Source organism: Halapricum desulfuricans, from assembly GCF_017094525.1.
Classification (GTDB): Archaea; Halobacteriota; Halobacteria; order Halobacteriales; family Haloarculaceae; genus Halapricum; species Halapricum desulfuricans.
In genome coordinates, this window is sequence record NZ_CP064788.1 from 538,572 (window position 1) to 562,835 (window position 24,264).

The 24,264-nt window shown below is 66.1% G+C and carries 24 protein-coding genes; 9 read left to right on the plus strand and 15 right to left on the minus strand.

The features are described from left to right. Positions 1-141 precede the first annotated feature (141 nt). Both HSR122_RS02715 and HSR122_RS02720 read left to right on the plus strand, forming a co-directional pair. The gene (locus tag HSR122_RS02715; protein ID WP_229111153.1) at positions 142-1,506 is read left to right on the plus strand and encodes an NAD(P)/FAD-dependent oxidoreductase; all 1,365 of its coding nucleotides are present in this window, start codon (positions 142-144) and stop codon (positions 1,504-1,506) included. Further along, entirely contained in the window at positions 1,506-1,682 is a 177-nt protein-coding gene (locus tag HSR122_RS02720; protein WP_229111154.1) for a hypothetical protein, read from the plus strand. The genes HSR122_RS02715 and HSR122_RS02720 overlap by 1 nt, the downstream gene beginning before the upstream one ends. A 58-nt stretch (positions 1,683-1,740) precedes the next feature. Here HSR122_RS02720 and HSR122_RS02725 read toward each other — a convergent pair whose 3' ends face one another. Next, positions 1,741-2,604, minus strand: coding sequence for a universal stress protein (locus tag HSR122_RS02725; RefSeq protein ID WP_229111155.1), 864 nt, complete (start codon positions 2,602-2,604; stop codon positions 1,741-1,743). A gap of 143 nt (positions 2,605-2,747) precedes the next feature. Here HSR122_RS02725 and HSR122_RS02730 point away from each other — a divergent pair, with 143 nt between their 5' ends. From HSR122_RS02730 to HSR122_RS02755, 6 genes are all read left to right on the plus strand, one after another. Then, entirely contained in the window at positions 2,748-4,721 is a 1,974-nt protein-coding gene (locus HSR122_RS02730; RefSeq protein ID WP_229111156.1) for a type II/IV secretion system ATPase subunit, read from the plus strand. 4 nt (positions 4,722-4,725) lie between these two features. After that, on the plus strand, positions 4,726-6,435 hold the full coding sequence (locus tag HSR122_RS02735; RefSeq protein WP_229111157.1) for a secretion system protein: 1,710 nt from the start codon (positions 4,726-4,728) through the stop codon (positions 6,433-6,435). Between the two features lie 33 nt (positions 6,436-6,468). Beyond that, complete coding sequence (locus tag HSR122_RS02740) at positions 6,469-6,978, plus strand: DUF7283 family protein (RefSeq protein ID WP_229111158.1); 510 nt, start codon at positions 6,469-6,471, stop codon at positions 6,976-6,978. Then, positions 6,956-7,420, plus strand: coding sequence for a DUF7285 family protein (locus HSR122_RS02745; RefSeq protein ID WP_229111159.1), 465 nt, complete (start codon positions 6,956-6,958; stop codon positions 7,418-7,420). Before HSR122_RS02740 ends, HSR122_RS02745 begins: the two co-directional genes overlap by 23 nt. Before the next feature lie 142 nt (positions 7,421-7,562). Beyond that, positions 7,563-8,708 carry a hypothetical protein gene (locus tag HSR122_RS02750; RefSeq protein ID WP_229111160.1) on the plus strand — a complete coding sequence of 382 codons (1,146 nt, stop codon included), beginning with the start codon at positions 7,563-7,565 and terminating at the stop codon, positions 8,706-8,708. Next, positions 8,705-9,868: a TrkA C-terminal domain-containing protein gene (locus HSR122_RS02755; protein ID WP_229111161.1), complete on the plus strand. Its 1,164-nt coding sequence runs from the start codon at positions 8,705-8,707 to the stop codon at positions 9,866-9,868. Before HSR122_RS02750 ends, HSR122_RS02755 begins: the two co-directional genes overlap by 4 nt. 65 nt (positions 9,869-9,933) lie before the next feature. Here the strand turns inward: HSR122_RS02755 and cofG are convergent, their stop codons facing one another. The 14 genes from cofG to HSR122_RS14955 all read right to left on the minus strand — a co-directional run bounded on the left by cofG (position 9,934) and on the right by HSR122_RS14955 (position 23,306). After that, entirely contained in the window at positions 9,934-11,028 is a 1,095-nt protein-coding gene (gene cofG, locus HSR122_RS02760; RefSeq protein WP_229111162.1) for a 7,8-didemethyl-8-hydroxy-5-deazariboflavin synthase subunit CofG, read from the minus strand. Between the two features lie 87 nt (positions 11,029-11,115). Next, a complete protein-coding gene (locus HSR122_RS02765; protein WP_229111163.1) occupies positions 11,116-12,318 on the minus strand; it encodes an MFS transporter in 1,203 nt (400 codons plus the stop codon). A 76-nt stretch (positions 12,319-12,394) separates the two neighbouring features. Next, on the minus strand, positions 12,395-12,838 hold the full coding sequence (locus tag HSR122_RS02770; RefSeq protein ID WP_229111164.1) for a GtrA family protein: 444 nt from the start codon (positions 12,836-12,838) through the stop codon (positions 12,395-12,397). Further along, positions 12,835-13,449 carry a 2-phospho-L-lactate guanylyltransferase gene (cofC, locus tag HSR122_RS02775; RefSeq protein WP_229111165.1) on the minus strand — a complete coding sequence of 205 codons (615 nt, stop codon included), beginning with the start codon at positions 13,447-13,449 and terminating at the stop codon, positions 12,835-12,837. The genes HSR122_RS02770 and cofC overlap by 4 nt, the downstream gene beginning before the upstream one ends. Next, on the minus strand, positions 13,449-14,228 hold the full coding sequence (locus tag HSR122_RS02780; protein WP_229111166.1) for a hypothetical protein: 780 nt from the start codon (positions 14,226-14,228) through the stop codon (positions 13,449-13,451). The genes cofC and HSR122_RS02780 overlap by 1 nt, the downstream gene beginning before the upstream one ends. Next, complete coding sequence (locus HSR122_RS02785; RefSeq protein WP_229111167.1) at positions 14,200-15,378, minus strand: tubulin/FtsZ family protein; 1,179 nt, start codon at positions 15,376-15,378, stop codon at positions 14,200-14,202. The genes HSR122_RS02780 and HSR122_RS02785 overlap by 29 nt, the downstream gene beginning before the upstream one ends. Positions 15,379-15,516: 138 nt before the next feature. Then, the gene (locus tag HSR122_RS02790) at positions 15,517-16,422 is read right to left on the minus strand and encodes a complex I NDUFA9 subunit family protein (RefSeq protein WP_229111168.1); all 906 of its coding nucleotides are present in this window, start codon (positions 16,420-16,422) and stop codon (positions 15,517-15,519) included. Between the two features lie 475 nt (positions 16,423-16,897). Next, positions 16,898-17,038 (minus strand): hypothetical protein, encoded by a 141-nt coding sequence (locus HSR122_RS02795; protein WP_229111169.1) that lies wholly within the window; start codon positions 17,036-17,038, stop codon positions 16,898-16,900. Then, the gene (locus HSR122_RS02800) at positions 17,035-18,138 is read right to left on the minus strand and encodes a hypothetical protein (RefSeq protein ID WP_229111170.1); all 1,104 of its coding nucleotides are present in this window, start codon (positions 18,136-18,138) and stop codon (positions 17,035-17,037) included. Before HSR122_RS02800 ends, HSR122_RS02795 begins: the two co-directional genes overlap by 4 nt. Continuing rightward, the gene (locus tag HSR122_RS02805) at positions 18,135-19,091 is read right to left on the minus strand and encodes a signal peptidase I (RefSeq protein ID WP_229111171.1); all 957 of its coding nucleotides are present in this window, start codon (positions 19,089-19,091) and stop codon (positions 18,135-18,137) included. The genes HSR122_RS02800 and HSR122_RS02805 overlap by 4 nt, the downstream gene beginning before the upstream one ends. Further along, positions 19,088-20,248, minus strand: coding sequence for a hypothetical protein (locus HSR122_RS02810; RefSeq protein ID WP_229111172.1), 1,161 nt, complete (start codon positions 20,246-20,248; stop codon positions 19,088-19,090). The genes HSR122_RS02805 and HSR122_RS02810 overlap by 4 nt, the downstream gene beginning before the upstream one ends. Then, positions 20,245-20,529 carry a hypothetical protein gene (locus tag HSR122_RS02815; RefSeq protein ID WP_229111173.1) on the minus strand — a complete coding sequence of 95 codons (285 nt, stop codon included), beginning with the start codon at positions 20,527-20,529 and terminating at the stop codon, positions 20,245-20,247. The genes HSR122_RS02810 and HSR122_RS02815 overlap by 4 nt, the downstream gene beginning before the upstream one ends. A gap of 158 nt (positions 20,530-20,687) precedes the next feature. Further along, the gene (locus tag HSR122_RS02820) at positions 20,688-22,391 is read right to left on the minus strand and encodes a VWA domain-containing protein (RefSeq protein ID WP_229111174.1); all 1,704 of its coding nucleotides are present in this window, start codon (positions 22,389-22,391) and stop codon (positions 20,688-20,690) included. A 36-nt stretch (positions 22,392-22,427) separates the two neighbouring features. Then, positions 22,428-23,306, minus strand: a complete 879-nt coding sequence (locus HSR122_RS14955) for a TasA family protein (protein WP_324254647.1) — start codon at positions 23,304-23,306, stop codon at positions 22,428-22,430. Positions 23,307-23,653: 347 nt separating this feature from the next. Between HSR122_RS14955 and HSR122_RS02830 the strand changes: the two genes are divergently transcribed. Then, positions 23,654-24,199, plus strand: a complete 546-nt coding sequence (locus tag HSR122_RS02830; protein ID WP_229111175.1) for a DUF7344 domain-containing protein — start codon at positions 23,654-23,656, stop codon at positions 24,197-24,199. The last annotated feature ends 65 nt before the right edge of the window (positions 24,200-24,264 follow it).

Genomic DNA, 24,264 nt, shown 5'->3' on the forward strand with positions numbered 1-24,264 from the left:
GTGGCTATACGTTCGTAACGATATCTGGCACGACGGCGTGCCAGATCAGTTCGAAATGGTATAGCCACCAGTATCAATGCTCCCGTTGGCGGCGTGACCCGAGGTCACGAGATTTAACTATCGACAGGTCGGGGTACAGGTATGGAACGAGTCGACGTCGCCATCGTCGGCGGCGGTCCGGCGGGGTCGTCAGCCGCGCGGGCCGCGGCCGAGCGTGATGCGGACGTGCTCGTCGTCGAGAAGGGGGTCCCCCGGGCGGACCGCGAGCGGCTGGGCCCCGACTCGACCGACGCAGCCGGCATGCTCGATTACTGGGTCGACCTCATGGACTACGAACCCGAGGAGATCCCCGACGATATCGTGTTGCAGGAGCTCGACGGTGCGGTCTTCGAGGGGCCGTCGGAGTCGGTGACGCTCAGAGAGACGGGGATCGACGCCAGCTACGACGAATTCGGGTTCGCCTTCCACCGCGCCCGCTTCGACGACTGGCTCCGCGAGGAAGCCGAGGTCGCCGGCGCGTCCTACGAGGTCGGTACGAGCGTCAACGACGTCACGTCGACGTTCGAACAGGGCTCGTTCGTGCACACGCTGACGCTGGCGGACGGAGAGCAAGTCGAGGCCGACGCGCTCGTGCTCGCGGACGGCCCCCAGCGGACGGTCACGATCGACGCGCTCGACCAGTTCATGCCCGACGACCGGTCGGTCGCAGACCTCCTCGGCCCGGATCGCGCGAACCACATCGCCTATCAGGAACACCGCCGTATCCCCGACGAGCTGTTCGACGAGGACCTACTCAAGTTCTGGTGGGGCATCATCCCCGGTCACACCGCCTACCCCTGGATCTTCCCGAACGACGACGGCGTCGCTCGCGTCGGACTGACGATGCCGATCGGAACGGACCTCGGAGACGTCCGGAACCGCGGCGACTACGCGCTGCTCGAGCCGGGCGACGAGCAGGTGCCGCCGGGCCGGGTCTACCTCCGTCGGCTGCTGGAGTGGCGCTATCCCGAGTACGACCTCGATGACTTCCCGCTCGTCGAGGACCGGGGCAAACGCGGCGGGACGGAAGCGTATCCAATCTCCTCGACGCGGCCGATCGAGTCACCGACCCAGGCCGACATCGCCGTCGTCGGCGGCGCGATGGGCGCGACCTCGGCGTTCCACGAGGGCGGCGATCACGTCGCCGTCCGGACCGGCAAACTCGCCGGTCGGCTCGCCGCCACGGACCGGCTCCGTCGCTACAACCGTGCGTGGAAACGTGCGCTCGGTGACGAAGTCCTGCGCAACGTCACGCTCGCGGAGCTGGCGCGTGACATGGAGCCGTCGGACTGGGACGAAACCTTCGCCACCGTCGGTCGGATGCTCTTGATCGAGGGGTCGCGCTATCGACAGGCGCTCGGAGCGGGCCTGAGTGGGCTGTCGGTGGTCGCCCGCTACAGGTGGCTCCGGCGACAGTTCCGGGACGGCAAGTACGTCCAGCTCCACGAGTCGGAGTACGTGCTCTGATGAGCCTCCTCCAGCGCGGGCTGCCGGTGATCGGGATCCTGTATCTCGGCTACCTCGCGCTCCAGCCGCCGCCGTTGCGATGGATCGGACTGCTCTGTCTGGCCGTCCTGACGCCGTTCGTGTTCGGGTGGCTGCTGGGACGACTGGCCGGGATCGGCCCGTGGGCACCGGAGTGATATCGATGGGAGTCCCTGGTTCGAGTTCCCAGACGGGCCACCAGCGTTTCCGGAACGGCTACTCACTCTGCCCGACAGTGATGACGGGGACTGGCGCGGATCGGGCGGTCTTCTCTGCGACGCTCCCGAGCAGAATGCGATCGGTGCCGCGCTTGCCCGAGGTCCCCATGACGACGGCGTGAATATCGTTCGCCTCGATCGTCTCGAGGATGACCTCGTCGGGCGTCCCGCGTTCGACGTGTCGGACGACGTCCGTGACGCCGCGATCCTCGGCCGCCGAGACGAGGTCGTCGACGGCATCGGTCGCGGCCTGCTGGCGCTCCGCGTCGGCCGATCCGACGTCCAGGCCGAGCAGGTCGTCCTCCACGACAGACAGCACGTGCACGGTCGCGTCGAGCGCCGCGGCGAGCGAGAGCCCGTGTTCGCCGGCCCGAACCGCCCGGGCGCTCCCGTCGGTCGGAACGAGGACGTTCTCGTAGGGGAACGTCAGTTGCTCGTCGGGTTGCATCCGCATCGTCAACACTGGCACGTCCGAGAGCCGGACGACCTTCTCGGTGACGCTGCCGATGACGTACCGGGAGATGCCCGCTCGGCCGTGTGTCGGCATCGCGATCAGGTCGTGGCCGTATTGCTCGGCGTACTCCGCGATCATCGGCGCCGGGTTGCCCTGAATGACGTCAGTCTCGTAGTCCGCTCCGAGCGTGCGCAGGGTCTTGGCCGCGTCCTCGACGATCTCTTCGCCCTTTTCGACGAGCGTGTCGACGACGTGGGCCTCGACGACCGTGACGCTGTCGCGCGTCGTATCCGCCACGAAGAGGACGTGGATCGTGGCGTCGGCCCAGTGTGCGATCTCGGCCGTGTGATGGAGGGCCGCCGCCGCTCCGTCGCTGCCGTCGAACGGGAGCAGAATGTCGTCGTACATCTCTTGACCGGAAGTACACGTCTCTCCCCCTAATCGTTTGTCATACTGGTGGCTATCTCCATTTCGCCATCGTCAATTGTCCGTCTGTGCCGTCGCCCTGCTCGTTGTCGAAGTTTAAGTCCGATCGGGAGGCCACGCGTGGTATGTCCGGACCCAGCGCTGGAACGGCCGCCCGGTCAGTGGCCGCGTCGCTCGGTATCGAGTCGCTGTTTGCGCCGATTCTGCCCGACCGGGACCCGCCGGCATGCACCTGTACGACGGTAGTCGAGGACGGGACGCTGACGGTTGATGCCTCCGAGTGCAGCGGCGATCTGGCGGCGTCGACGGCCTGTCGCCGGACGGTCGTCGAGACGATGATCGATCACGCCGTCACGGAACTGATCGTCCGCGATCGGGGCCTGGAATACGGCTACAGCGAGCGCGCGATCGATCTGCTGGCCGCGGCCGCCCGGTTCGTCGACCTTCTGGGAGATCGTCACGACCGACTCGCTGCGACGGCGGTCACCGACCCGCTGTCGGTCGCCGATGAACTGCGCGACCGCGTCGATCCGATCGCGAACATCGCGAGCAGAGCCGGGCTGATCGAGGCCGCCGCGGGAATCGACGACTACGAGGCGGTCCTCACGCCGACGATCGGGCTGTCGGTCGGCCACTACTTCGTCGATCAGCGCGTCTCCGAGCACGCCTCGCTCCGAGACGTCACGTCGCTGGAGACCGGCAGTGAGGCCCGGATCTACGACCGGCCCGAAGGGGCGTCGCTGTACGCGCTCGAGCTCGTCGATACGGATCTCGACGCCGACCAGCGCCGGCTCGTGGTCGAGGGCTACGAGGCGATCGCGAACGGGCTGGTCGACGGCCGACGGCTGGCCTCGGAAGCGATCAAGTACGTCGCCGACGGGTCGGTCGACCCCCGCGTGACAGCGGTGCTTGAGAAGCACACGAGCGGGTACGGGGTCCTGGAGGACTTCTTCGCGGACCCGCGCGTGACGGACGTGTACGTCACCTCGCCAGTGACGACGAACCCGCTTCGAGTCGTTGTCGACGGCGAGTTGCTGTCGACGAACGTCACCCTGACCCGCAGCGGCGGGGGCGCGCTTGCCTCGCGGGTGCGAAAGACCAGCGGCCGGTCGTTCTCGCGGGCCAACCCGACCGTCGACGCCACGGCGTCGCTGAACAACGGCACCGGGATCCGGATCGCCGGCGTGACCGACCCGGTCGCCGACGGCGTCGCCTTCGCGTTCCGCGAGCGGGCCGACGACGCGTTCACGCTCCCGGCACTGGTCGCGAACGGTACGCTCACTGCCGGGGCCGCGGCGTTTCTCTCGGTCGCCGTCGAGCGCAACGCTGCGACGCTGATCGCGGGGACGCGCGGCGCCGGGAAGACGACGCTGCTCGGGACGCTCCTGTACGAGCTCCCGCCCGGAACGCGGACGGTCGTTATCGAGGACACGCCCGAACTTCCCGTCGAACAGCTCCAGCGGGTCGACCGCGACGTGCAGGCGCTGCGGACCGGGACCGGCGAGGGGCCGGAGATCACTGCCGTCGACGCGCTCCGGACCGCCCTCAGGCTCGGTGACGGGGCACTCGTCGTCGGGGAGATCCGCGGCGAGGAGGCGCAGGTCCTCTATGAGGCGATGCGCGTCGGGGCGAACGCGAACGCGGTCCTCGGGACGATCCACGGCGACGGGGCCGCCGACGTCTACGAGCGGGTGGTGTCGGACCTGAACGTCGCGCCGTCGTCGTTCGGTGCGACGGACCTCGTCGTGACCGTGCAGGCATACCAGACCCCGACCGGCCGCAAGCGTCGGCTCTCGCGGATCGAAGAGGTCGTCGTCGAGGACGGCGAGATCCGGTTCGAACCGCTGTACGAGGTCGACGGCGACAGCGCGACCGCGACGGACCGGATCGACCGCGGCGAGAGCCGGCTGCTGGGGCAACTCGCAAAGCCGACCGAGGAGTACGCGGACCTGCTCACACGCGTCGACGACCGCGAGCAGTTGATCGCGGGGCTCGCCGCGGACGGGACGACGGAGCCGCGTGAGGTCGCCGTCGCCTACGGGAACCGCGGCACGGGCCAGCCGACCAATCGACCGACTGCGTTCGAACTGTCGGGGTGAGGGGATGCTTGCTGTACTCGACACGCTGGCGCTGCTGGCACCGGTCGAGGCGGACCCGTCTGACGAACTCACGCAGGCGGTGGCGTTTATCGAGGCACCGTACGATCCGGAGACGGTCGTTCGAGCCGGATACGGCGCCGGAATCGTCGGCGTCGCGTTCGGCGTCGGGCTGTCCGTATTCCTCCCTGTCCCGCCGCCCGTCGCAGTGCTGGTGACACTCGCGCTCGCGCTCGGCTCGGTCCACGCGGTACACGAACTGCCGGGACTGCTCGCGGCGTTCAAGCGCACCAGGGCGCTCGGGGACGCCCCGAACCTCATCGGGCGTGCAGTCTTGCGGATGGAGATCCGCCCGGCCACCGAGACTGCGGTCGCGTTCGCCGCCGAAACCGGCCAGGGCCCGCTCTCGGAGAGCCTCCAGTCGAGCATCGACCGGGCGATGGGGACGCCCCGGACGGGGCTGATCGAGTTCGCGGAGCACTGGGCAGATGATTTCCCGGCGCTGCGACGGTCGGCGCATCTGCTCTCGACGGCGGAGAACGCACCGGACGGCGAGCGCACTCGAACTCTCGACCGGTCGCTGGAAGCGATCCTGCACGGCACGCGCGAGCAGATGGCCGATTTCACCGACGCGATCCGCGGGCCGACGACGGGGCTGTACGCGTTCGGCGTGATGATCCCGATGGCGATGATCGCGCTGGTTCCCGCCGCCGCGATGGCCGGCGTGCCGGTGTCGATCTGGGTGTTCGTCGTCCTCTACGATATCGCGCTGCCGGCGGTGCTGATCGGGGCCGGCGTCTGGCTGCTCGTGCGACGACCGGTGGCGTTTCCGCCACCACGGGTGGACCGCGATCACCCGGACGTCCCCGATCGGCTGTGGCTCCCGCTGGTCGTCGGACTCGTCACCGGGGCGATCGGGTACGCCGTGCCGTCGCTCGGGGCGTTCGGCGTCGGCTATCTCTCGCCCGTCGCCGCCCTCGGGACGGGGGTCGGCGGGTTCCTGCTGTCGTATTTCGATCCGATCACTGACGTTCGCGAGCACGTCCGCGACGTGGAGGAGCACCTCACGGACGCGCTGTACCTCGTCGGACGCCAGGTATCGGAAGGCGAGGCCGTCGAGGCCGCGATCCGGCAGGCCGGCGACCGCGTCCCGGCCGAGACGGGCGAGGTCTTCGCGCAGGCCGCCGGGATCCAGAAGCGACTCCACCTGACCGTTCGCGAGGCGTTCTTCGGGGAATACGGCGCACTCAGGGGGGTTCCGAGCGCTCGCGCACACGGGACGGCGTCACTGCTCTCGATCGCGGCCGATGAGGGACAGCCGGCCGGTCGCGCGGTCGTCTCGATGGCCGACCACCTCGAGGAACTCCAGGACGTCGAAAGCGAGGCCAAACGCCAGCTGTCGACGGTCACCGGAACGCTCGATACGACGGCCGCGTACTTCGGCCCGCTCATCGCCGGCACGGTGCTGGCGCTCGCAGACGTCATCAACAGTACCGATTCGGTCGGCGAGTTCGGAGCCGAACCGCTTTCGACCGAACCGCTCGGACTCGTCGTCGGCGTGTACGTGCTGGTCATGTCGGCCGTGCTGACGACGCTCTCGGTCGGGCTCCGACACGGGCTCGACCGTCCGCTAGTCGGCTATCGCGTCGGCCAGTCGCTACTGACGGCGATGCCGCTGTACGTCGGTTCGGTCGTCCTCGTTGGGCAGCTGATGTGACGATTTAAGTACGATGGCTGGACCAGCGACGGTATGGACCTCGAGGCACCGGCCGACGCGTGGTACGTCTGGGTGGGCGTCGCCATGGTGAGCGTCGCAGCGATGGGGATCGCGCTCGGACTCCCGTCGGGGCCGCCGCCGGACGCACACGCGGCGGCCAACGCCGTCGATCGTGTCGCCGGGAGCGCACACGAGGCCACCGGGACCTACGAACACGACGCGCGCTCCTACTGGGTCGACAGGGAACGCATCGCGATGCGAAACGAGCACGGCGTCACGAAGGCGACGCTCGCGTACGGGTCCGTGGTCCCGGTCCAGGAGGACACGAAACTCGCGGCCGTCTTGCACGGCAAACCGATTACGAGCGCGTACACGTCCCCTCTGAAACCGGCACAGGAGCAGCTCCACGAGGACATTGAGGAAGCGATCGCGGCCGTCGATTCGGCTGACCCGGAGTGGCGTAGCGCTGACGGGACGTTGCGCGTGCGTTCCATCGAGTACTGGTGGGGAGGTGAGCGCCGTGTCGTCCTGGTCACGATGTGATCGCGGACAGACGGAACCGATCGCGGCGCTGTTCGCCGTCGTGCTGGTCGCGATCGCGATCACGACCTACGGCGGCGTGCTGACGGAACTGTTGCCCGGGCAGTCGGACAGAGCGCCGACGGACGCCACCGCGGAGCGCGTCTGGGACGAACTCGGCGGCGACGGCGTCTACGACGCCGGGACGCTCTCCGATCCGTCGGGTGCGATCGATCACTCGGTACTTCCCCGGGGGTTCAGCGTCTCCGTCGACGTCACGTACCGCACCGGCGACGGCCGGAAGTCAGACGGTAGAGTCGTCTACACACCGGACGGGAACACCGACGCGTACGGATCCGGAGAGCCACCGGAACGGGCCGACGTGCTCGTCCGTCCGATCCCCGTCCGGATAGCGCCCGGCGTCGTCGAGTCCGGCAGACTGTCCGTCGCCGTCTGGAAACGGTGAATCGGGCCGGACGGCAACAGCCCGGTGATCGTCGTCCACGAGACAACCGATCCCGAGCCACACGGAAGATGTATAATAGAGACAAAATATAGAATTAGATAGAATCGAAATTGATTTATCTCTCGTTGGATATTGACGTCACATGGGGGATATCGCGGTCGAGATCCTGCTGGGGATCTCGTTCGGGTTGCTCGTCGGCGTGTTGCCGGCGATCGCACTGGGGGTACTGCACGCAACAGTCGCCTACGTCGCCGATCGGGCCCTGCCGGCGTCGGTCGTCGCGTCGCTCGCACTGGCGCTGGTCGCTGTGAGCGGGTATTACGCCGACGTGCTCGCCCTCGAGACGGGGATGGTCGCCCGGAACGCGGTCGTATTCGTCGTCGGCGTGTTGCTGTCGGTGTTCGCCGCGAGTCAGGGCGAGCGTCTCGCGCGGACGCTTCCGCGCAACGTCGGCGTCGCCGTCAGGCCGGAGCGAACGCTGTCCGAAGACGCGATCGACGCGGTCGACGGTCTCGGACAGGTGACGGTGCGACCGGCCGGTCGGGTCCGCGATCTCGAGGGACACCCGCCGCTGTCGCCGACACTTCGTACGCAGATCGCCGACGACAGCTGGCGCTTGCCGGCCGACCTTCCGCTCTCGGCGCTCGCGTCCCGTCTCGAGGCGACGCTGATCACACAGTACGGCATCGAGGCGGCGTCCGTGGAGATGGACCCGCGGGGTCGGGCGACGATCGCGGCGGCGCCGCCGTCGAACACCATTTCGTCTCGACTCGAGGCGGATCACAGAGCGGTCTCGGTACGCGTGGTCGCGCCGACGGAACTTGCGCCCGGGGACTCCGTCGTCGTTCACACGGGCGACGAATCGGCCGACGGGACTGTCCTCGCTGTTGGAACCGATCTCGACGATACTGTTCGTGAGCGTGCCGCCGACGGCGGCGAGACGCGGATCACGGTCGACGTGCCGGTCGAATCGGCGGGTGAGATCCTGTCGGCGGATCGGGTCCGCGTCGTCGCCGTGTCGGACGAGGCGACCAGCGCTTTCGAGGCCTTCCGCGCGCTCTCGCAAGCCGGAGCGTCCGTCCGAAAGGTGCTCGTCGGCGAGAGGGACACGGCCGACCTCGGAGACGACGTCAGCGTGCTCGCGGTCGAGGCGTCCGACGGCGGCTGGCAGTTTACGCCGGAACGGGATGTCATGAAGCCGGGTCGGACCGCGTTCGTGACCGGGACGACCGGCAGCGACGCACTCCGGCGCTTCGAGGGGGCCCGGAAGGGGGGTGACGGCTCGTGATCCCGCTGGCGGTGGTCGGCGACTGGACGGTCCGCGCGCTCGTCCGGATACTCGGGTTCGGGTTGCTCGCGGGCGTCGTGACCGTGCTCGTCGCGGTCGCTCACCGGTGGTACAGCCGTCGTCGTCTCGCCGCCGGGGTCGGACTGCTCGTCGGCCTGTCGGTCCCGTCGGCGTGGCTGTACGTCGAAACTGTGACCGACGGCTCTCTCGTCTCCCCGACGCCGCTGTTCCACCGGGCGAGCGGTGCGTACGTCCTCGGCGTGTTCGTCGTCGCCACGGTCGCATCGGTGGTCGGCCGCCGGATCGGCGACCGAATCGCCCGGGACGTCTACGATATCGACGACGTGAACGCAAGCGGGCCGGCGGCGAGACTCGTTCGCGCCGGGAACCTCGCGGTCCCCGTGACGTTGCCGGACGCGATCGAACGCCTCGACGGCTACGAGCCGGTTGGAGAAGCGACGCGGGCCAGACTGGCCGGTCGGACGATGCTGTTCCCGCGCCGACTCGCTGCCGACGAACTGGGCGACCGCCTCGCCGAGCGCGTCCGGGAGGACTTCGATGTCGATCACGTCCACGCGACGGTCGGGCCGGACGGGACCGTCGAGCGGTTCGCGGTCGGCGCGCGCCCGAGCGGGCTCAGTCCGCGAGTTCCGCCCGGCGTTGGCGCTGTCGGGATCGTGGCCGATCCGCCCGCGAGCGTCGGTTCGGGCGACCCCGTCGAGATCCGGGACGACCGCGGCGACACGACCCGGCCGGTCGCGACCGGGAGCGTCCGTGCGACAGACGGCGACGTGACGACAGTGGCGGTCGACGCCGACGACGCGTCCGCGCTCGACGGCGACCAGTATCGACTACTCGTCCGCCCCGACGGAGTCGACGACGCCCGCGAACTGGCCGAACACGTCTGGGAGAGTGATTCGACGGTGACAACGGTGTCCGTGGCCGCCGGGAGCTCCATGGTGGGCGAGTTCGTCGGATGGCTTCCCGGCGACGTGCTCCTGATCGAGCGCGAGGAGCCGATCCCGTTCCCCGACGACAGCGTGACGTTGCAGGCCGGTGATTCGCTGTACGTCCTCGGGACGCCGTCCCAGCACCACCGGCTCGCCGACTACGATCCGGATATCGACCGGACGCCCCCGGACGACACGCCGACAGCCTAGTGGCGGCCGGGCGGGAGCGCGTCGGGTGGGCGAAACACCGATCGGGGACGAAATAGCGGGATCGACTACCGTTCGGCCTCTTCCAGCACGGCCCTGAACCGCCGGCCGGCATCGTCGTTTGCTTCGATCGCGGTCTCGATCCGGTCGGGACACCAGCCGGCTTCGAGATAGCGGTCGTACACCGGGAGTCGCTCCGACAGCGGGACGCCGGCCTCGTCGGCGAGTTCCTCGAGTCGGTCGACTGCGGGCCAGGCGTGCTCGGGGTTGATGTGATCGTCGGTGACCGGCGAGACGCCGCCGAGATCGTCGACGCCACAGTCCAGCAGGTCTTCGACGGGCGCGAGGTTCGGCGGCGACTGGACGCTGACCTCGTTGGGCAGGGCGGCGCGAGCCATCGCCGTCGCCCGTCGCATCGTCGCCAGATCGGGCGAGCCGCCCGACCAGCGCTCGTTCTCGACGACCGGCTGGACGATCACTTCCTGGATGTGGCCGTATCGCTCGTGGAGTTCGCGGATAGCCAGGAGGCTCTCGGCCCGATCGCGCCAGTCCTCGCCGATCCCGACGAGGATCCCGGTCGTGAACGGCACCCCCAGCTCGCCGGCAGTGCGGATCGTCGCCAGTCGCTGGCCGGGGGACTTCGAACGCGGACCGGCGTGGGCCCGGACGTCGGCCGTCGTCTCCAGCATGACGCCCATCGAGGCGTTCACGTCGGCCACCGTGGCCATCTGCTCGCGCGTCTGGTCGCCCGGGTTCGAGTGGGGCAACAGTCCCTCCTCGAGCGCGATCTCCGAAGCCGCCCGCAGGTACTCGTGAATGGAGCCGTAGCCCCACTCCGAGAGCTGGTCGTGGACCGCCGTGTAGCGGTCGTTGGGATCATCACCGAACGTGAACAGTGCCTCCGTACAGCCCGCCTGTGCCCCCGTCCGGCAGATCTCTCTGACCTCCTCAAGCGAGAGCAGCGAGGCCTCTCCCGGCGGATCGTAGTAGGTGCAGTAGGTGCAGGTGTACCGGCAGGCCGTCGTCAGCGGAACGAAGACGTTGCGGGCGAAGGTCAACTCGTCGGCCGCCTCGACGTCGGCCGGCGTCACCTCGAGCAGTCGCTCGATGGCCGCTTCGTCGATCTCGATGTCCACGTCGTGGGCGTCAGCCCCGGGAATCACATCGACCGATAGCCGACTGACGGCCAAAAGCGTACCGCCACCGGTCGCACTCGCCACCGGGGACGATTGCCAGCCGAGCGGCGACCGTCAGGACGACCGCGGCAGTCGCGTCGTGAGCGCGACGATCAGCACCATCAGCCCCGCGAGGACGAGATACGCCGCATCGAAGTATCCGCGGTCGGCGAGCAGGCCGAACCCGACCGGGCCGAGCGCGCCCAGTGACGCTGCCGTGGTCCGGACGACGCCCAGCCCCGTCCCCCGGATGTCGGCCGGGATCGCGTCGGCGAGATACGACTGGGTGATCGCCCCCGATCCCAGCATCGTGCTGACCAGCGCCGTGAGCGCGACGATCGGCCAGAACCCCTCCAGGAAGGGGAGCGCGGCCAGTCCGACGACCGGTCCGATCAGCACGGCAAGTAGCGATCGACGCATCCCGACGCGGTCGTAGGCGGTCCCGGCGATCGGCTTCACGACGACCCCGAAGCCGAAAAACAGCGCGAAGATCCCGCCCGCCACGCTCTCGGACAGCCCCTTCATCTCGACGAGATACGTCGGATAGAAGCCGGTGAACGACTGCCAGACCAGGATGTAGAAGAAGAGCACGACCGTGACGAGTCCCATCGTTCGAGTACGCAGTACGCCGAGGACGTCCCGGGCGAGGTCGGCCGAGAGCGCCTCGCGTTCCGAGCCGGTCCCGTCGTCGGGGACGACGACCCAGACGACCGTCGCGAGGACGAGAAAGAGCGGGACGAGCAGCCCCAGTCCGAGTTGCCAGGCGACTGCGGCTGCGACGATACCGATCGCGGGCGGCAGGACCGTCTGGCCGACGTCGCCGGTCGCCATCGTCACGCCCAGCGCGCTCCCGACCGAGTCGGCATAGATCGACGACAGCACGGTGATCCGGGCGATGGGATACAGCGAGAGCCCGATCCCGACGAGCCCGGTCGCCAGAAAGACGACTCCCGGGCCGGGGGCCAGCACCACGGCAGTCAGCGCGACCGCGACGACGCCGAGCCCGGCGGTCAGGACGCGTCGCTCGCTGTAGCGGTCGGCCAGGATACCCCCCGGGAGCTGTCCGATTGCCGAGCCGAGCCACAGGATCGTGACCAGCAACCCCGCGACCGACAGCGAGAAGCCATAGGTCTCCCGGAAATACGGCAGTAAGACCGGATAGGTCATTCGCGTCCCGACGAGCAGTCCCCAGCCCGACGCGATCGCGACCAGAATACGGCCGCGCCCCTCGCCGCGCAACGCGCCCACTGACCGTCGAATCGACCGGAGTGGATCCATCGAGGATCGATCGTTGGGACTGCTCGCGCCAAGACTGTTCCGTTCGCCGCCCGCGATGGACGCGCCGCCGTCCACGTCACCCGCGATGGACGCGCCAGGTGAGCAGGCTCTCGAAGGAGTAGTTGACGAAGAAGCCGACGCCGATCCCGACGGCGTTGGCCAGCGGATACCAGAGGCCGACGGTTTCGGTGAGCACGACCAGCACGGTCGTCGCGGTCGCGAGCCCGCCCAGCCGAACGCCGTTGGACGTGGCGAGCCGGCGCAGTCGAGCGCGCAGTGACGTCTTGCCGAACGACTCGAACGTCCAGCGTTCGTTGATCACGAACATCACGAGAAACGAGATTTCGGCCCCGGCGAGTTTCGAGATGACCAGTGACAGGCCGACGACGCTGTGGAAGACGACGAGCAGGGACATGTCGACGCTCGCGCCGATCGTCCCGACCGCGACGAACTGCGCGAGCCGATCGGCCGCGGCCAGACTGCGGAGTCGGTCACGGAGCGGGATCGAGAACATGTTCATTCGTTTCGTTGTACGGTCACTCGCCCGTCGCTGACGGCCACTTCGACGGCGTGATCGCGGAGCCATGCGGTCGGTTCCCCCTGGCCGTGAAGCAACACCTCGGCCAGATCGGCCGGTTCGTCGACGTCGGTCGAGAGCCGAAACGAATCGACAAGTGTGGGATCGACGCCGATGGCGGCGGCTCGCTCGCGATGATCGCGGATCGAAACGCCGTGGTAGTCCACCCGGAAGTCGGGGTGGCGCGCCAGCGCGACGTTGGTGCCGCCGCCGCGGCCCGCCACGAGGACGACCTCGCCGTCGGCCGCGAAGACTCGCTTCAGCGCGGCGGGCGTCGCCAGTGCGAGATCGGCCATCACGACCGCCACGGGGTCGTCACGCTCGGCCAGCATCGCGTTGACGGCGTCGCTCAGCGACCGGTCGTCGACGCGGACGGGCCACTCGATGTCGGGATCGGCTGTCGCCAGGACCGTCGGCTCGTGGCCCGTCGCTTCGACGGTCGAGCAGACGCTGTGGAGCATCACCCGTGCGAACTCGCGGCGCTCGCCGGGATCGAGGACGGGAGACAGACGGGTTTTCGGCTCGCGAGCGTCGAACGGGACGACGACGTGCATCACCGGAGTTTGTCGTAGTCGTCCTGCTGGTTGCGGTAGTAGTAGACGCCGCCCCCGATCAGCGCCAGCACGACGAGCGCGCCGACGCCGTACAGGAGCAGTTGCATCGTGTCCTGAGACTGGGTAGCCTCGTTTGCGGTCTGCTCGGCGTCCTCGGCGTTGCTGATCGCTCGATCGAACTCGCCCTCGTTGTACCAGTCGATCGCGTTCTGCAGATCCGACTCCGCGTCGGCGCTGTCGGCGTCGCTGACGGCCGTTTCGGCGTCCTGAATGATCTGACGCGCGTTTTCGCTCTCGTTGGTGTAGTGGTGGACCTCGACGGCCTCGATGACGCTTTCGCTGTCACCGACGATTTTCGTCAGTTCGGCGGCCGCGAACGACTGTGGCGGCTGGTAGGAGAACGACTCGACGGCGGGCGCGTCGCCGGTGATCGAGACGGTGATCGACTCGAAGTTGTCACTTGAGGAGATCTGCCGTTCGAACTCCGAGTCGCCCTCGTAGCTCACCTCGGCGGTCGTCCCGTTCGGATAGGTCTGGACCACGTCCCAGCCCGTGACGTTTTCCAGCTGGGTCGTCCCCCGAAGCGTCCAGTCGTCGTCGGTTTCGTACAGCTCCGACAGGGTGACTTCGACGGTGACCTCTTCGCCGACCCCCGCCTCGTCGGGTGCGGCAGTGTCGGACGGCTGGACGGCTGCGACAGTCCCGACTGCCGCCGCCGCGATCACGAGCGCTACCACGACCGCCGTACGCTTAGAAGAGAGGATCGAGTTCATCTTCATCGTCTTCGACCAATTGCTCTAAGTTTTCTTCGCTTTCTGCGCGGATCTCGTCGATGTTCTCCTGGGCCTCGATGGCCACCTGCTGGAGTTCCTTGATCCGGGGCACGTTGTGGACGCCCGACAGCAGGATGACACTCGCCACGTACGAGGAGTCGGAGACGGGATAGTCGCCGCCCCGGACCTCCATGCTGCCGGTCTGCTCTTCGAGCCACTTGCGCCCCCGCTCGATGCCCTTCCGGTTGAGCTCGGCTGGGGGCCCCGACAGCACGAGCAACGCGCGCTCGGCCCCGTTGATCTCACAGGGTAGCGTCAGTCGACCGAGCGCGGCTTTCCGGACCAGCGACGTGATCCGGTTTGTGGTGTTGGCTGCGTCCATGTTGTCGCTTGTGCCGTCGCTTTTGAACCGCGAGAGCAGTCCGCCGCCGGAGTCGTCGGTCACTTCCTCGGCGGCGTACCCGACCGTCGAGACGCCGCCGGTGTCGAGCGTGTTGACGATCTCGCTGGAGTCGACGACGCTCTCCGCGACCTCGCCCTGGGCGCCGACCTCGCCCGCACCGAAGAGAATTCCGAACCGCTTGACGATCTCGTCGTTGATCTCCTCGTAGCCGGACTCCATCGATTCGCCGGTCTTGCGCCAGGCGTCGTTGTCGAACACCAGCAGGTTGTCCACCTCGCGGACGAACGTCTGGAAGGACCGTGCGGCGTTGAGCGTGTAGATCCCACCCTCGTCGCTGGAGGGCAGGATGCCCAGCCCGTACACCGGCTCGGTGTAGATCCGCTTGAGGTGTTTCGCCAGGACCGGTGAGCCGCCCGATCCGGTCCCGCCGCCGAGTCCGGCGATGATGAGGAACGCGTCGATCTCGTGGACCGGGATGTTGTCGATGACGCTCTGGACCTCGTCGATGTCCTCCTCGGCGATCTCCGCGCCGAGTTCGTTGTCCGCGCCGACGCCGTGACCTTTCACGCGCGTCTGGCCGATCAATACCCTGTTTTCCTCTGGAACGCGTTCGAGCCCGAGCAGGTCGGCTTTCGCCGTGTTGACTGCCACGGCCGAGCGGACGATCCCGCTGCCCGTCCGATCGTCGTACTCTAGGAACTTCTCGACGATCTTCCCGCCGGCCTGCCCGAAGCCGATCATCGCGAGCTTCATAAGTATCTCTTGAGGTAGTACGATACGTATAACCATTAAAAGCCTTGTGTCCGTCTATCATTTCTAAGAACGGCTTCTGTGTGGAAATAACACACGGGACCGGAGGCGGGACAACGAGACGACAGGTCCGGCTCCCGATCAGTCGAGTCCGAGATACGCCGCGAGCGGGGTCAGCGCTTCGGGGTCGACGCCGAACGCCCCGAGGTCGTTATCGTCGGTCGTGTTGTCGAACTGCAGCGACCGGTACTGGTCGGCTCCCATCGGGAACCCGGGGACGGAGCCGAGCGTCTTCAGTCCGACGCCGGCAAGCCCCATCGGGAGGCTCACGATCTTGATCGAGCGGCCCTCGCTCTCGTAGACCAGTTCTGTGATCTCCCGGAGCGTCAGCACCTCCGGGCCGCCGAGTTCGTAGGTCTCGCCCGCGTGGGCGGCTTCGACGGCCGCGTCGGCGAGCATCGGAGCCAGATCGCCGACCCAGATCGGCTGGAACCGCGTTCGCGTCCCGCCGCCGGGGAGCGGATAGATCGGCACGCCCGGCGCGAACAGCCCCTTCAGGCGCTTGGTGAAGCTGACGAACTCCCCGCCCTCGCCGAAGATGACCGACGGTCGGACAATCGTCCATTCCAGATCAGACTCCCGAACGACTTCTTCTGCTCGCCCTTTCGCGCGGATGTAGTGTGTCGGCCCGTTCGGATCGGCACCGAGCGCGCTCATCTGGAGGATCCGATCGACGCCCGCTCGCTCTGCAGCCGCGACGACGTTCTCGGTCCCGCCGAGGTGAACGCGCTCGTGCATCTCGTCGCCGCCGCTGGGCGTGAAAAGCGGGGACAGCGCCACAAGGTTGATAACGACGTCGACGCTCTCGAACGCGTCGCCGAAGGAGTCGGGGTCAGTCACGTCGCCCCGAACGGTTTCGATGCCGTCGGGTAACACCGACGGGTCAGGGTCCCGGGAGAGGCTCACCACGTCGTGGTCACGATCGGCCAGTTCGACACACAGGTGACGGCCGACGAAACCGTCACCGCCGGTCACGAGGACGCGCATGTCGACATACAGGGTCGGATCCTTGATAAATCCCTGGCGCAACCGGTTCGGTTGCCGGAAAAGCAAGCCGATACAGACTTTCGGTGGTCGATTCGTTGGCCGCAGACTTGGCGGGTTCACACGGCGAGAACCCACGTATCCCGTGGCGAATGGCTGACGCCGTTCGTCGACACTGCAATCGCCGATGGGGGACGTCCGTTGTGCTACCGTTCGAGCCTTCTTAGCCTGTCGCGTGCGACAGATGGCGTATAGCGATACGTCGCAGCGCTCGCGCAGTTCGCAGGTCCGTGGGGCTTTGTCCTACAGAGATCCGAGGCGAAAGCCCACGGCGTTACAGAAATCTAGGAGAAAGCCCACGACTTCAGTCGTGTGGAAGACGTCAAGTGAGAGGAGGTCACCCCATCACGGATATGTCCGGTTTCCGTATGACATCGGAGTATTTCTTTGACTGAGGGGTGTGATCGTCGCCGGACACTCAGAGTGCCACGAGTATGAGCGCTACGCCCAGCGAGACGACAAAGAGATAGATGAGCAAGAGAACAAGGTTCCGGCGGACGGCACCACTGGCCATCCCCGGCAGGAGCAGCCGTTCGTGCAACCGCTGTCGGGATATCACACTGTCTCACTGTCGGTGACGTCTGTAGCTCCGCCAGCAGTCGAGCCGGTTCCGTCGCCCGGCGCGTGTTCTCCGGTAGCGTCGCTGTCAGCCACAGTCGCGTCTGCGTCGTCCGCTATCTGTTCGTCGGTGCTGTCACTCTCACTGTTTGTTCTGTCGGCGACAGTCGTCTCGGTGCCGGTGCTGTCAGTGACACCTCTCTCAGTTGTATTTATTGATGTGGTTGGTTCGTCTGTCATTTTACCCGTCTCGGCCATCTCAGCGGTACGCGACGCAGTTTCGTTCTCATCGGCACTGGACACGCTTCCGTCTCCGTCAGCACTCGTCTCGTTCCAAGTGATCGTCTCGTCGCCGTGCTGCTGTGCGGTTTCAGTGGCGTCTCCAGTGTCAGTGCCATCGGCTGACGTTCTATCAGTCGCGCCACTCTCGATGTCGTCGCCGACAGTGGCACTACTTGTCGTCTCCGTTCCGTTAGCGACAGTCCGAGCGGTCGTGTCCCCGTCGGTGCTACTGCCCGCATCGGTCGTGACGTTCGTATCAGTGTGTCTGTCGCCTCCCGGTGGGTCTGGGTCGTTCATCACTTCCCCTTTTGGCGTAGCGTTCACGCCATCGAGATTAGCGGTGGCGTTGCTGTCAGTGCTGTCGGCGTTATCAATGCCGTCTACGGCGGCGGTACGATCACTGCTACTCTCGGTGGTGTTGCCGTCGGTGCCGGTACTGTCAATGTCGTTACCGGCAACCCCGCTGACCGGCACGGGCGGTGACGCGGTGTCGCTGTCGTCGGCCGCCAGCGTGGCAGGGTCAGAGCCGACCGACTCGTTGCTGGCAGCCGGCGTGTCGGTCCCGCTGTCGCTACTGGTTGGCTCTTTGGTCCCACGGTCGTCAGTCGTCTCGTTCGCTCCACTGGTGTGAAACACGGTCGGCTCCGGCGACCGCTCAACGATGTCGAAGCCCTCGGTACCGGCGCTCGCGCTGAAATCGAGCGCGAGGCGTTCCTCGTCGCTGAGCAGGGCGGCGGACTCGCCGCCGTGGCCGAAGCCGACCGTCGCCGCTGCGAATACGACGACCGCGGCGACAAAGACAACGACCGGGCGGGTCATCGTTCGTCCTCCGTGCCGCCGTCGGCACGCGCTGATGGTGTCGTCGCTGGCCGGTCAGTGCCGGCGTCTCCGGCCGCCAGCCGTGCGGTGACCGTTACCCAGATTGCAAATCCGAGACCGAGCAGACCCCCAGTGAGCGCGCCGACCGAAACGGGGTCTGGCGCGGCGACAGCGGTCACCTCGCGGTAGACGTTCCAGGCGGCGTAGCCGACCAGCCCGAGCGTTGCGAGGACAGTAAGTTTCAGGTCAGCGACAGCGACAGCCACCGTTTCGCGGGCGTCGTCGGATTCGGTCGCAGTATCGTTGTCACTTGTTCGGTCTGTGTCGGCACGCGTGGCGCTCGCGGCGTCGGCCTGTTCGGCGCGCCCGTCGTCGATACGACGGAGGACCGGCTTCGGGACCGGACCGCCCTCCGCTCTGTCGTCGTCATTGGTATCCGATCCATCGCCACTGCTGCTGTCCTTGCCCGCCCACGCGAACAATTCGTTGGCGACGAGCAACACCAGCGGTCCGACGACGAGACTCACATAACCGATGGGAGTGTTCACCCAGAGGATGACGCGGCCGATGAACGGAATCGTCAGCGTCACACGGCCGAGCACGTCGTCCGGTGACACGGGCTGTGCGTCCGGGTTCGAGTTCGCGTCGCCCTGTGTAACGTACTGGCCGTCCTCGATAGCGACGACGCGGTGGGTCGTCGGAACGGTGTTGCCGTCGTCGAACGTGATGATATCACCGACCGAGATAGGGGCCGAGGCGTCAACGATGACAACGTCTCCGGGCGAGGTAGTCGGCTCCATGCTCCCCGAGAGGATGACAAAGCCGTGATCGGCCCCGACTACCTGCGGGACGGCGAAGACGACGAAGGGGACGACCGCGACGATCAGCACCATGACGGCCAGTGCGGCCGCGACGCGTCGAACGCCCGGCAGCCGTTCGGTGAGACTGTTCATTCGTCTCCCTCCTGCTTGCCCGCTCCGAGTCCAGTGTCTGGCTTGCCACGCGGCGGCTTGGAGCCGCCGACGCTCGCGGCGCCGGTGGCGACCGGCACCGGACAGGTCCCGTCGGCGAGCGTCGGCGAGCAGACGCTCACGAGGAGATAGCTGATGCCGTAGCGCTCGCCGCTGTCGGGATTCTCGGGCGCGTAGACGATGCCGTCGATGGCACCGTCAAGGGAGTTCGTATCGAAGCCGAAGGTGTCGTCCTGTCGGGGGTAGTGAACGTCCGGTGGACCGCCCTTGACCGCCACGTCACAGAGCGGAAGGCGCGGCACGTCGTCGTCAGTCGTGACTAGTTCGAAGGCGACGTCGCTGTCGCCGTCGGTATCGGTCACGTGGACGGCGTATCCCGCCAGTCCTTCGTCGAAGGCGTAGGTCTGACCCGACTGTAATCGCGCGTCCACCTCGACTTTTCCGATGGTCCAGCAGCAGTCACAGCTGTAGGCGGGACGGCAACGGTCGTCGATCGCGTCAGCGGGGAACGGATTCGCCCCGGGGTCGGCGTTGCGACATTGCGTCGCGACCAACGAGAACGGCAGGGAGACGGTCTCCGAGCCCAGGAACGTTCCGAGTTCGTACTCGACGACGAGGAACACCTCGTCGCTCAGACAGTCCGGTTCAGGTGTGGTCGGGTCGCCATCGATCCGACGACCGCCCCGAAGCGCGTCCGCTACCGCCCGGAGTGATCCGCGTTCAATCTCGGTCGTCGGTGTCCCGTCGGCGGTAGCGTACGAGACCGTCACCTGTAGCAACTCCGCGAGCGTCGTTTTCTCGGGACAGTCGCTCCGCAGCCAGATGCTCCCGGGGTTGTTCGGCCCCTCGTCTTGCGGGAGCGAGAGCCGGAGGACCGTCCGGCCGCGCCCGTCTGCTGTGAGAGATGTAATCGGGACGGCGAGCTGTTGCCCGTCGACGATACCGTCAGGGTTCGAACGGTCGACCCCATCCTCGGGGTTCTCCCAATATTCGACGACGAGATCGACCAGCCCGACTGAGAGGTCGAGACTGCCCTGTTCGCGGTTCCGGAGAACAGCACCGGTCGTCCGCTCGGTGAGCGCACCCGCACCGCCGACCGCCACGAGTGCCGCGAGGACGCGGCGTCGGGTCATCGTCATGCCGACCCTCCGGTACACGGGCTATCTGTCCCGATCGAGACGCCGACAAAGGCCAGGTCAAAGGTCACGCTGTCGCCCTGGGCGACGTTTGTTGCGATGCTCTCGGGCAAGACCCACGAGAGCGCGATGCAACGGGTCTGTCCAGGGTCAAGCGAGTTGAGGACGCACTGGCCGTCGGCATCGTCGATATCACTGTCCGGTCCAAATTCGAGGCTGAACCCTCCGAACCAGAGAGCCACCGCTCCGGTGCCCGCCAGCAGTTTCTGCCGTGTGAGTTGCATTGTAAATCTCCGTGGGATGGTCGCGTTCGATACTACTCTCTCGTCTGATTCCGGTATAGGTATAGCGCGGTTGCCGGTCCCGTCGAAGTCGGTACGAAAACCGTACGGACTGTTTTCGAGCGGACAAACTGGCTTCGTCGTCCGAAGAGACGGGTATGTCAGGCCGGCGCTGGCCCGCTACCGTCGTTGTTGCGCTCCTGTTCAGTGTAGAAGCCCAGATCAAAGGTCACCGAGTCGCCCTGGACTTCGTTGCCGACCTCGAAGGGTAGTTCCCACGAGAGCGCGACACAGTACATCAGACCGTCGCCTTCGAAGGCGTCGCGGTCGGGGTCGTTAGCAGGGTCCGATAGCTCGTCGTACAGCGTCAGGACGTTGCCGTCGAGCGGGATGCCGTTCCCGTCGGCCAGTTCCGCGAGGATGTTGTCGAGCGTGTCCTCTATAATGACCTTTTCGGCAACGAACTGACTGGCGAGCACGCCGAAGACGCTCGGAATCGCGACCGGGTCGTCGACGTCGTAGAAGAACTGCGGGTCGTTGCCCGTCGGGTCGGCTGCGGCACCGGCCATCTGCTGGAGAACGCTGTCGTTGGCGCTCCCGACGGAGATGGTGTACATATCCGTCGCCGGTGCCGGCGAGGTCGCGCGTGCGTCGTCGGCCGCGTTGGTCGGGGAGCTGAATTGCGTGGAGCCGCTGCCGTTGAACGACTCGCCGTCGGAGAGGACGATGTTCGCCGCGCGAGCGCCCGTGCGCCCATTGCTCGCGAGTTCGTCCTGGGCGTCGTCGACACCCTCGCCGATGTAGGTCCCGGTGGCGGTACCGCCGCCGTTGGCCGGGTCCGGGTCGCCGTCGCCGTCGAAGGGCGTCGACCCGGGGCCGCCGCTCACGACGTTCGCGAGCTTCTGGCGTAGGTCCGAGAGAGCACCGTCGACGACTGAGAGATCGCTGGTCAGCGGCTGGAGGACCCCCGTCCGGGGTTCGGTGTCGTCGCTGCCTTCACCATCGAAGTAGGCGATCCCGACTTGCACGTCGGCGTTCTGGCCATCGAGGTACTGGACAAACTCCTTAGCTGCGAGTTCGACGAGGTCGATCTTGGTCGTCTCGGTGAAGTTGTCACCGTTGACCTGGATGGAGTCCTCGCTGACGACGCCACCGAACTGGCGGTAGAGCATCGACCCCGAGAAGTCCAGCGTCAACATAATGTCGGCAGGCGAGTCTTCGTCGTGGACGTTGTCGCAGTCGGCGTCGTACCAGAGCTTTGCCTCGATCTGGCGGGCGAGGTCTGGTCCGTCCGTCTCGTCGACGGCCAGCTCGGGGTCGGTGTTGACACCCTCGCTTTCACTGACGTTGTCGGCCTGCATCCAGATGTAGCCGGGATTGTCACAGAGGTGGAGACTAAACGTGATTTCGCCCGAGTCGCCGGGTTTCACGTCGGCCAACTGGACGAGTGAGTCCATCGCCTCACCGGTTGTCGGGTCGACGCCGAAGTCCGCTTCCGAGAGCGGCGGGATGGTCTCACAGTCGAGCACTGGGATGTTCTCCCCGATGCTGTCGGGGTCTTCCGGGTCAAGGAAGTCGCTGTACTTGATGACTTGGTCGTCGGTGATGATTGACTGTTCGCCGTCGCCATCGTGGTCCGGGTGGGCGTTGACGAACGTCGTCTCGCCGTTTGCCATGTAGTGTTGTTGCCAGTCAACTAGCAGGTCGAGTTCACCCGCGGCGAGACTGTTGTTGGCAAACGATTCGCGGTCACTGAAGAACGCGGACGTCCCGGCTCCGGCGCCGACCGATGCGACGCCCACTGCGCCGAGTCCGGCCAGCACTTTCCGCCGGCTGAGGTTGTAGAGTTGTGTCTTTTCTGCCATAATTAGTGAATGTGTGGTGGTGTTCGTAGCGGATTATTAGGCGGTCTCGTTGGTCGGGCTCTCCTCCACGTCGTTCATAAACGGAGTCTCGTTGTTCCGGACCTGTTCGGTCTTGAACACGAGGTCGAAGGAGACGCTGTCTCCCTGCACCACGTTGCCGACTTCGTAGGGCAACTCGATGAGGAGGCAGAACTCGTAGACTTCAGCGTCGCTGCCGATGACCGCCGGTTCGCCAGCATCGTCTTTGATGATGTAGCCGTCGTTGGCCACGTCTAGGATGGCGTTGGCCTCGCGCGCGGTGGTGTGGTGTTGATCTGCGTCAACCACGCCATCGAGGTCGGGCTCGCCGTAGGCCAGCGGGACGATGTCGCTGTTGTTGTTGAACACCGGGTCGAGGATGTTCAGATCGGTCTTCATACCGGTGCCGTCGGTTGCACCGTTGTACTCCTGCCAGACGGTAGTCAGGAGGAACTCGCCCAGGTCGGCGTCGTTGTCGGCGTCGCCTTCGACTGCCTGTTCGGGTTCAGGGTTGTCGCCGCCATCCTCGGCGAAGTTCTCCGTGCACACCTGCACGTAGCCGGGGTTGTCGCCGACTTCGATCTCGAAGCAGATGATGCCCCAGTCGCCGGGCTTGATGTCGTCGATTTGCAGGCCCATCACCGCGTCCTGCGCGTCGGCGACGGCCGACACGTCCAGTCCACCCTGGTTCACCCAGTACTGATTGGCGGCCACCACGTCCGCGGTGACGGTCATATCAAGTGTTCCGGCGGCGAGGGTATTGTTCTCGAATTCTTCACGGTCGCTGAAGTACGCGCTCGTACCCAGACCAGCGCCAGCAGAGGCGAGTCCGATGGCTCCGAGTCCGGCAAGCATCTTGCGGCGCGAAAGGTCGTACAGTTTCGGGTCGTCAGTCATGGTGATTTCTCCCCCGTCCGGCCACCCACTTGGTCGGGCCGTTCGGGATATTCATCCCCTCGCTTAGTCAGGTATTACTTATGCACAGATTCAACCGATTCAGGACATTCATACTGTGTTTGTACGGTTTTCGTGCCACGAGTATTGACATTCTATACGGCCCTCGTATCGGGTCGTACGATCCTCGTACCGCCTTCGATAGGCTGTGTACGAGCCTCCTACCAGCTACGCACAGTCATACTACCAGGTGTGTTCAAAATCATACCGATAGATGACAATATCGTTCGGTGTCGTATGATCTCTATACGTATGTCTCAGGCATGCGTCCGAACGCGCAGAGTTATCAGATGTTCCAGCGAGTCACTATCTCGGAATCGGACGTGTATTATCTCCTTAGCAACGAGCGACGCCGTGAGACGTTAACGATACTCTGGGAATTCGACGACGAGCTGACGCTCCGTTCCCTCTCGGAGCAGATTGCGAGCATTGAATCGGAGACGACACCAGCACCACGCCCGCTCCGAGAGAGCGTTTACAACGCATTACATCAGACACACCTGCCCAAACTGGCCACGTACGGGCTCGTTGAGTACGATCCCGACCGGAAACTCGTCCGGTCGAACCCTGAGAGTCGATCGCTCGCCAGATATATGGACACGATGGCGCCTGTCGGGATCTCGTGGGGTGAGTACTACCGGGCGCTGGGTATCTTTGGCCTGTTTACCGTGGTCGCGTCGCTGACCTCACTGCCAGTGTTTGCCGCTGTCGATCCACTGGTCTTTGCGAGTGGCGCCCTCGCGCTGTTCGCACTCTCGACGGTATATCAGTTAGTAGGGACGCTCAGCCGGTCGCTGCACTCCATGACCACGTTGCTTGGGCGATATCTGCCCTGAACCACACTGTCTTGAGGTGATTTTTCTTAGGTGTATATCCGTAATTCTTTTTAGTTCCAACATCC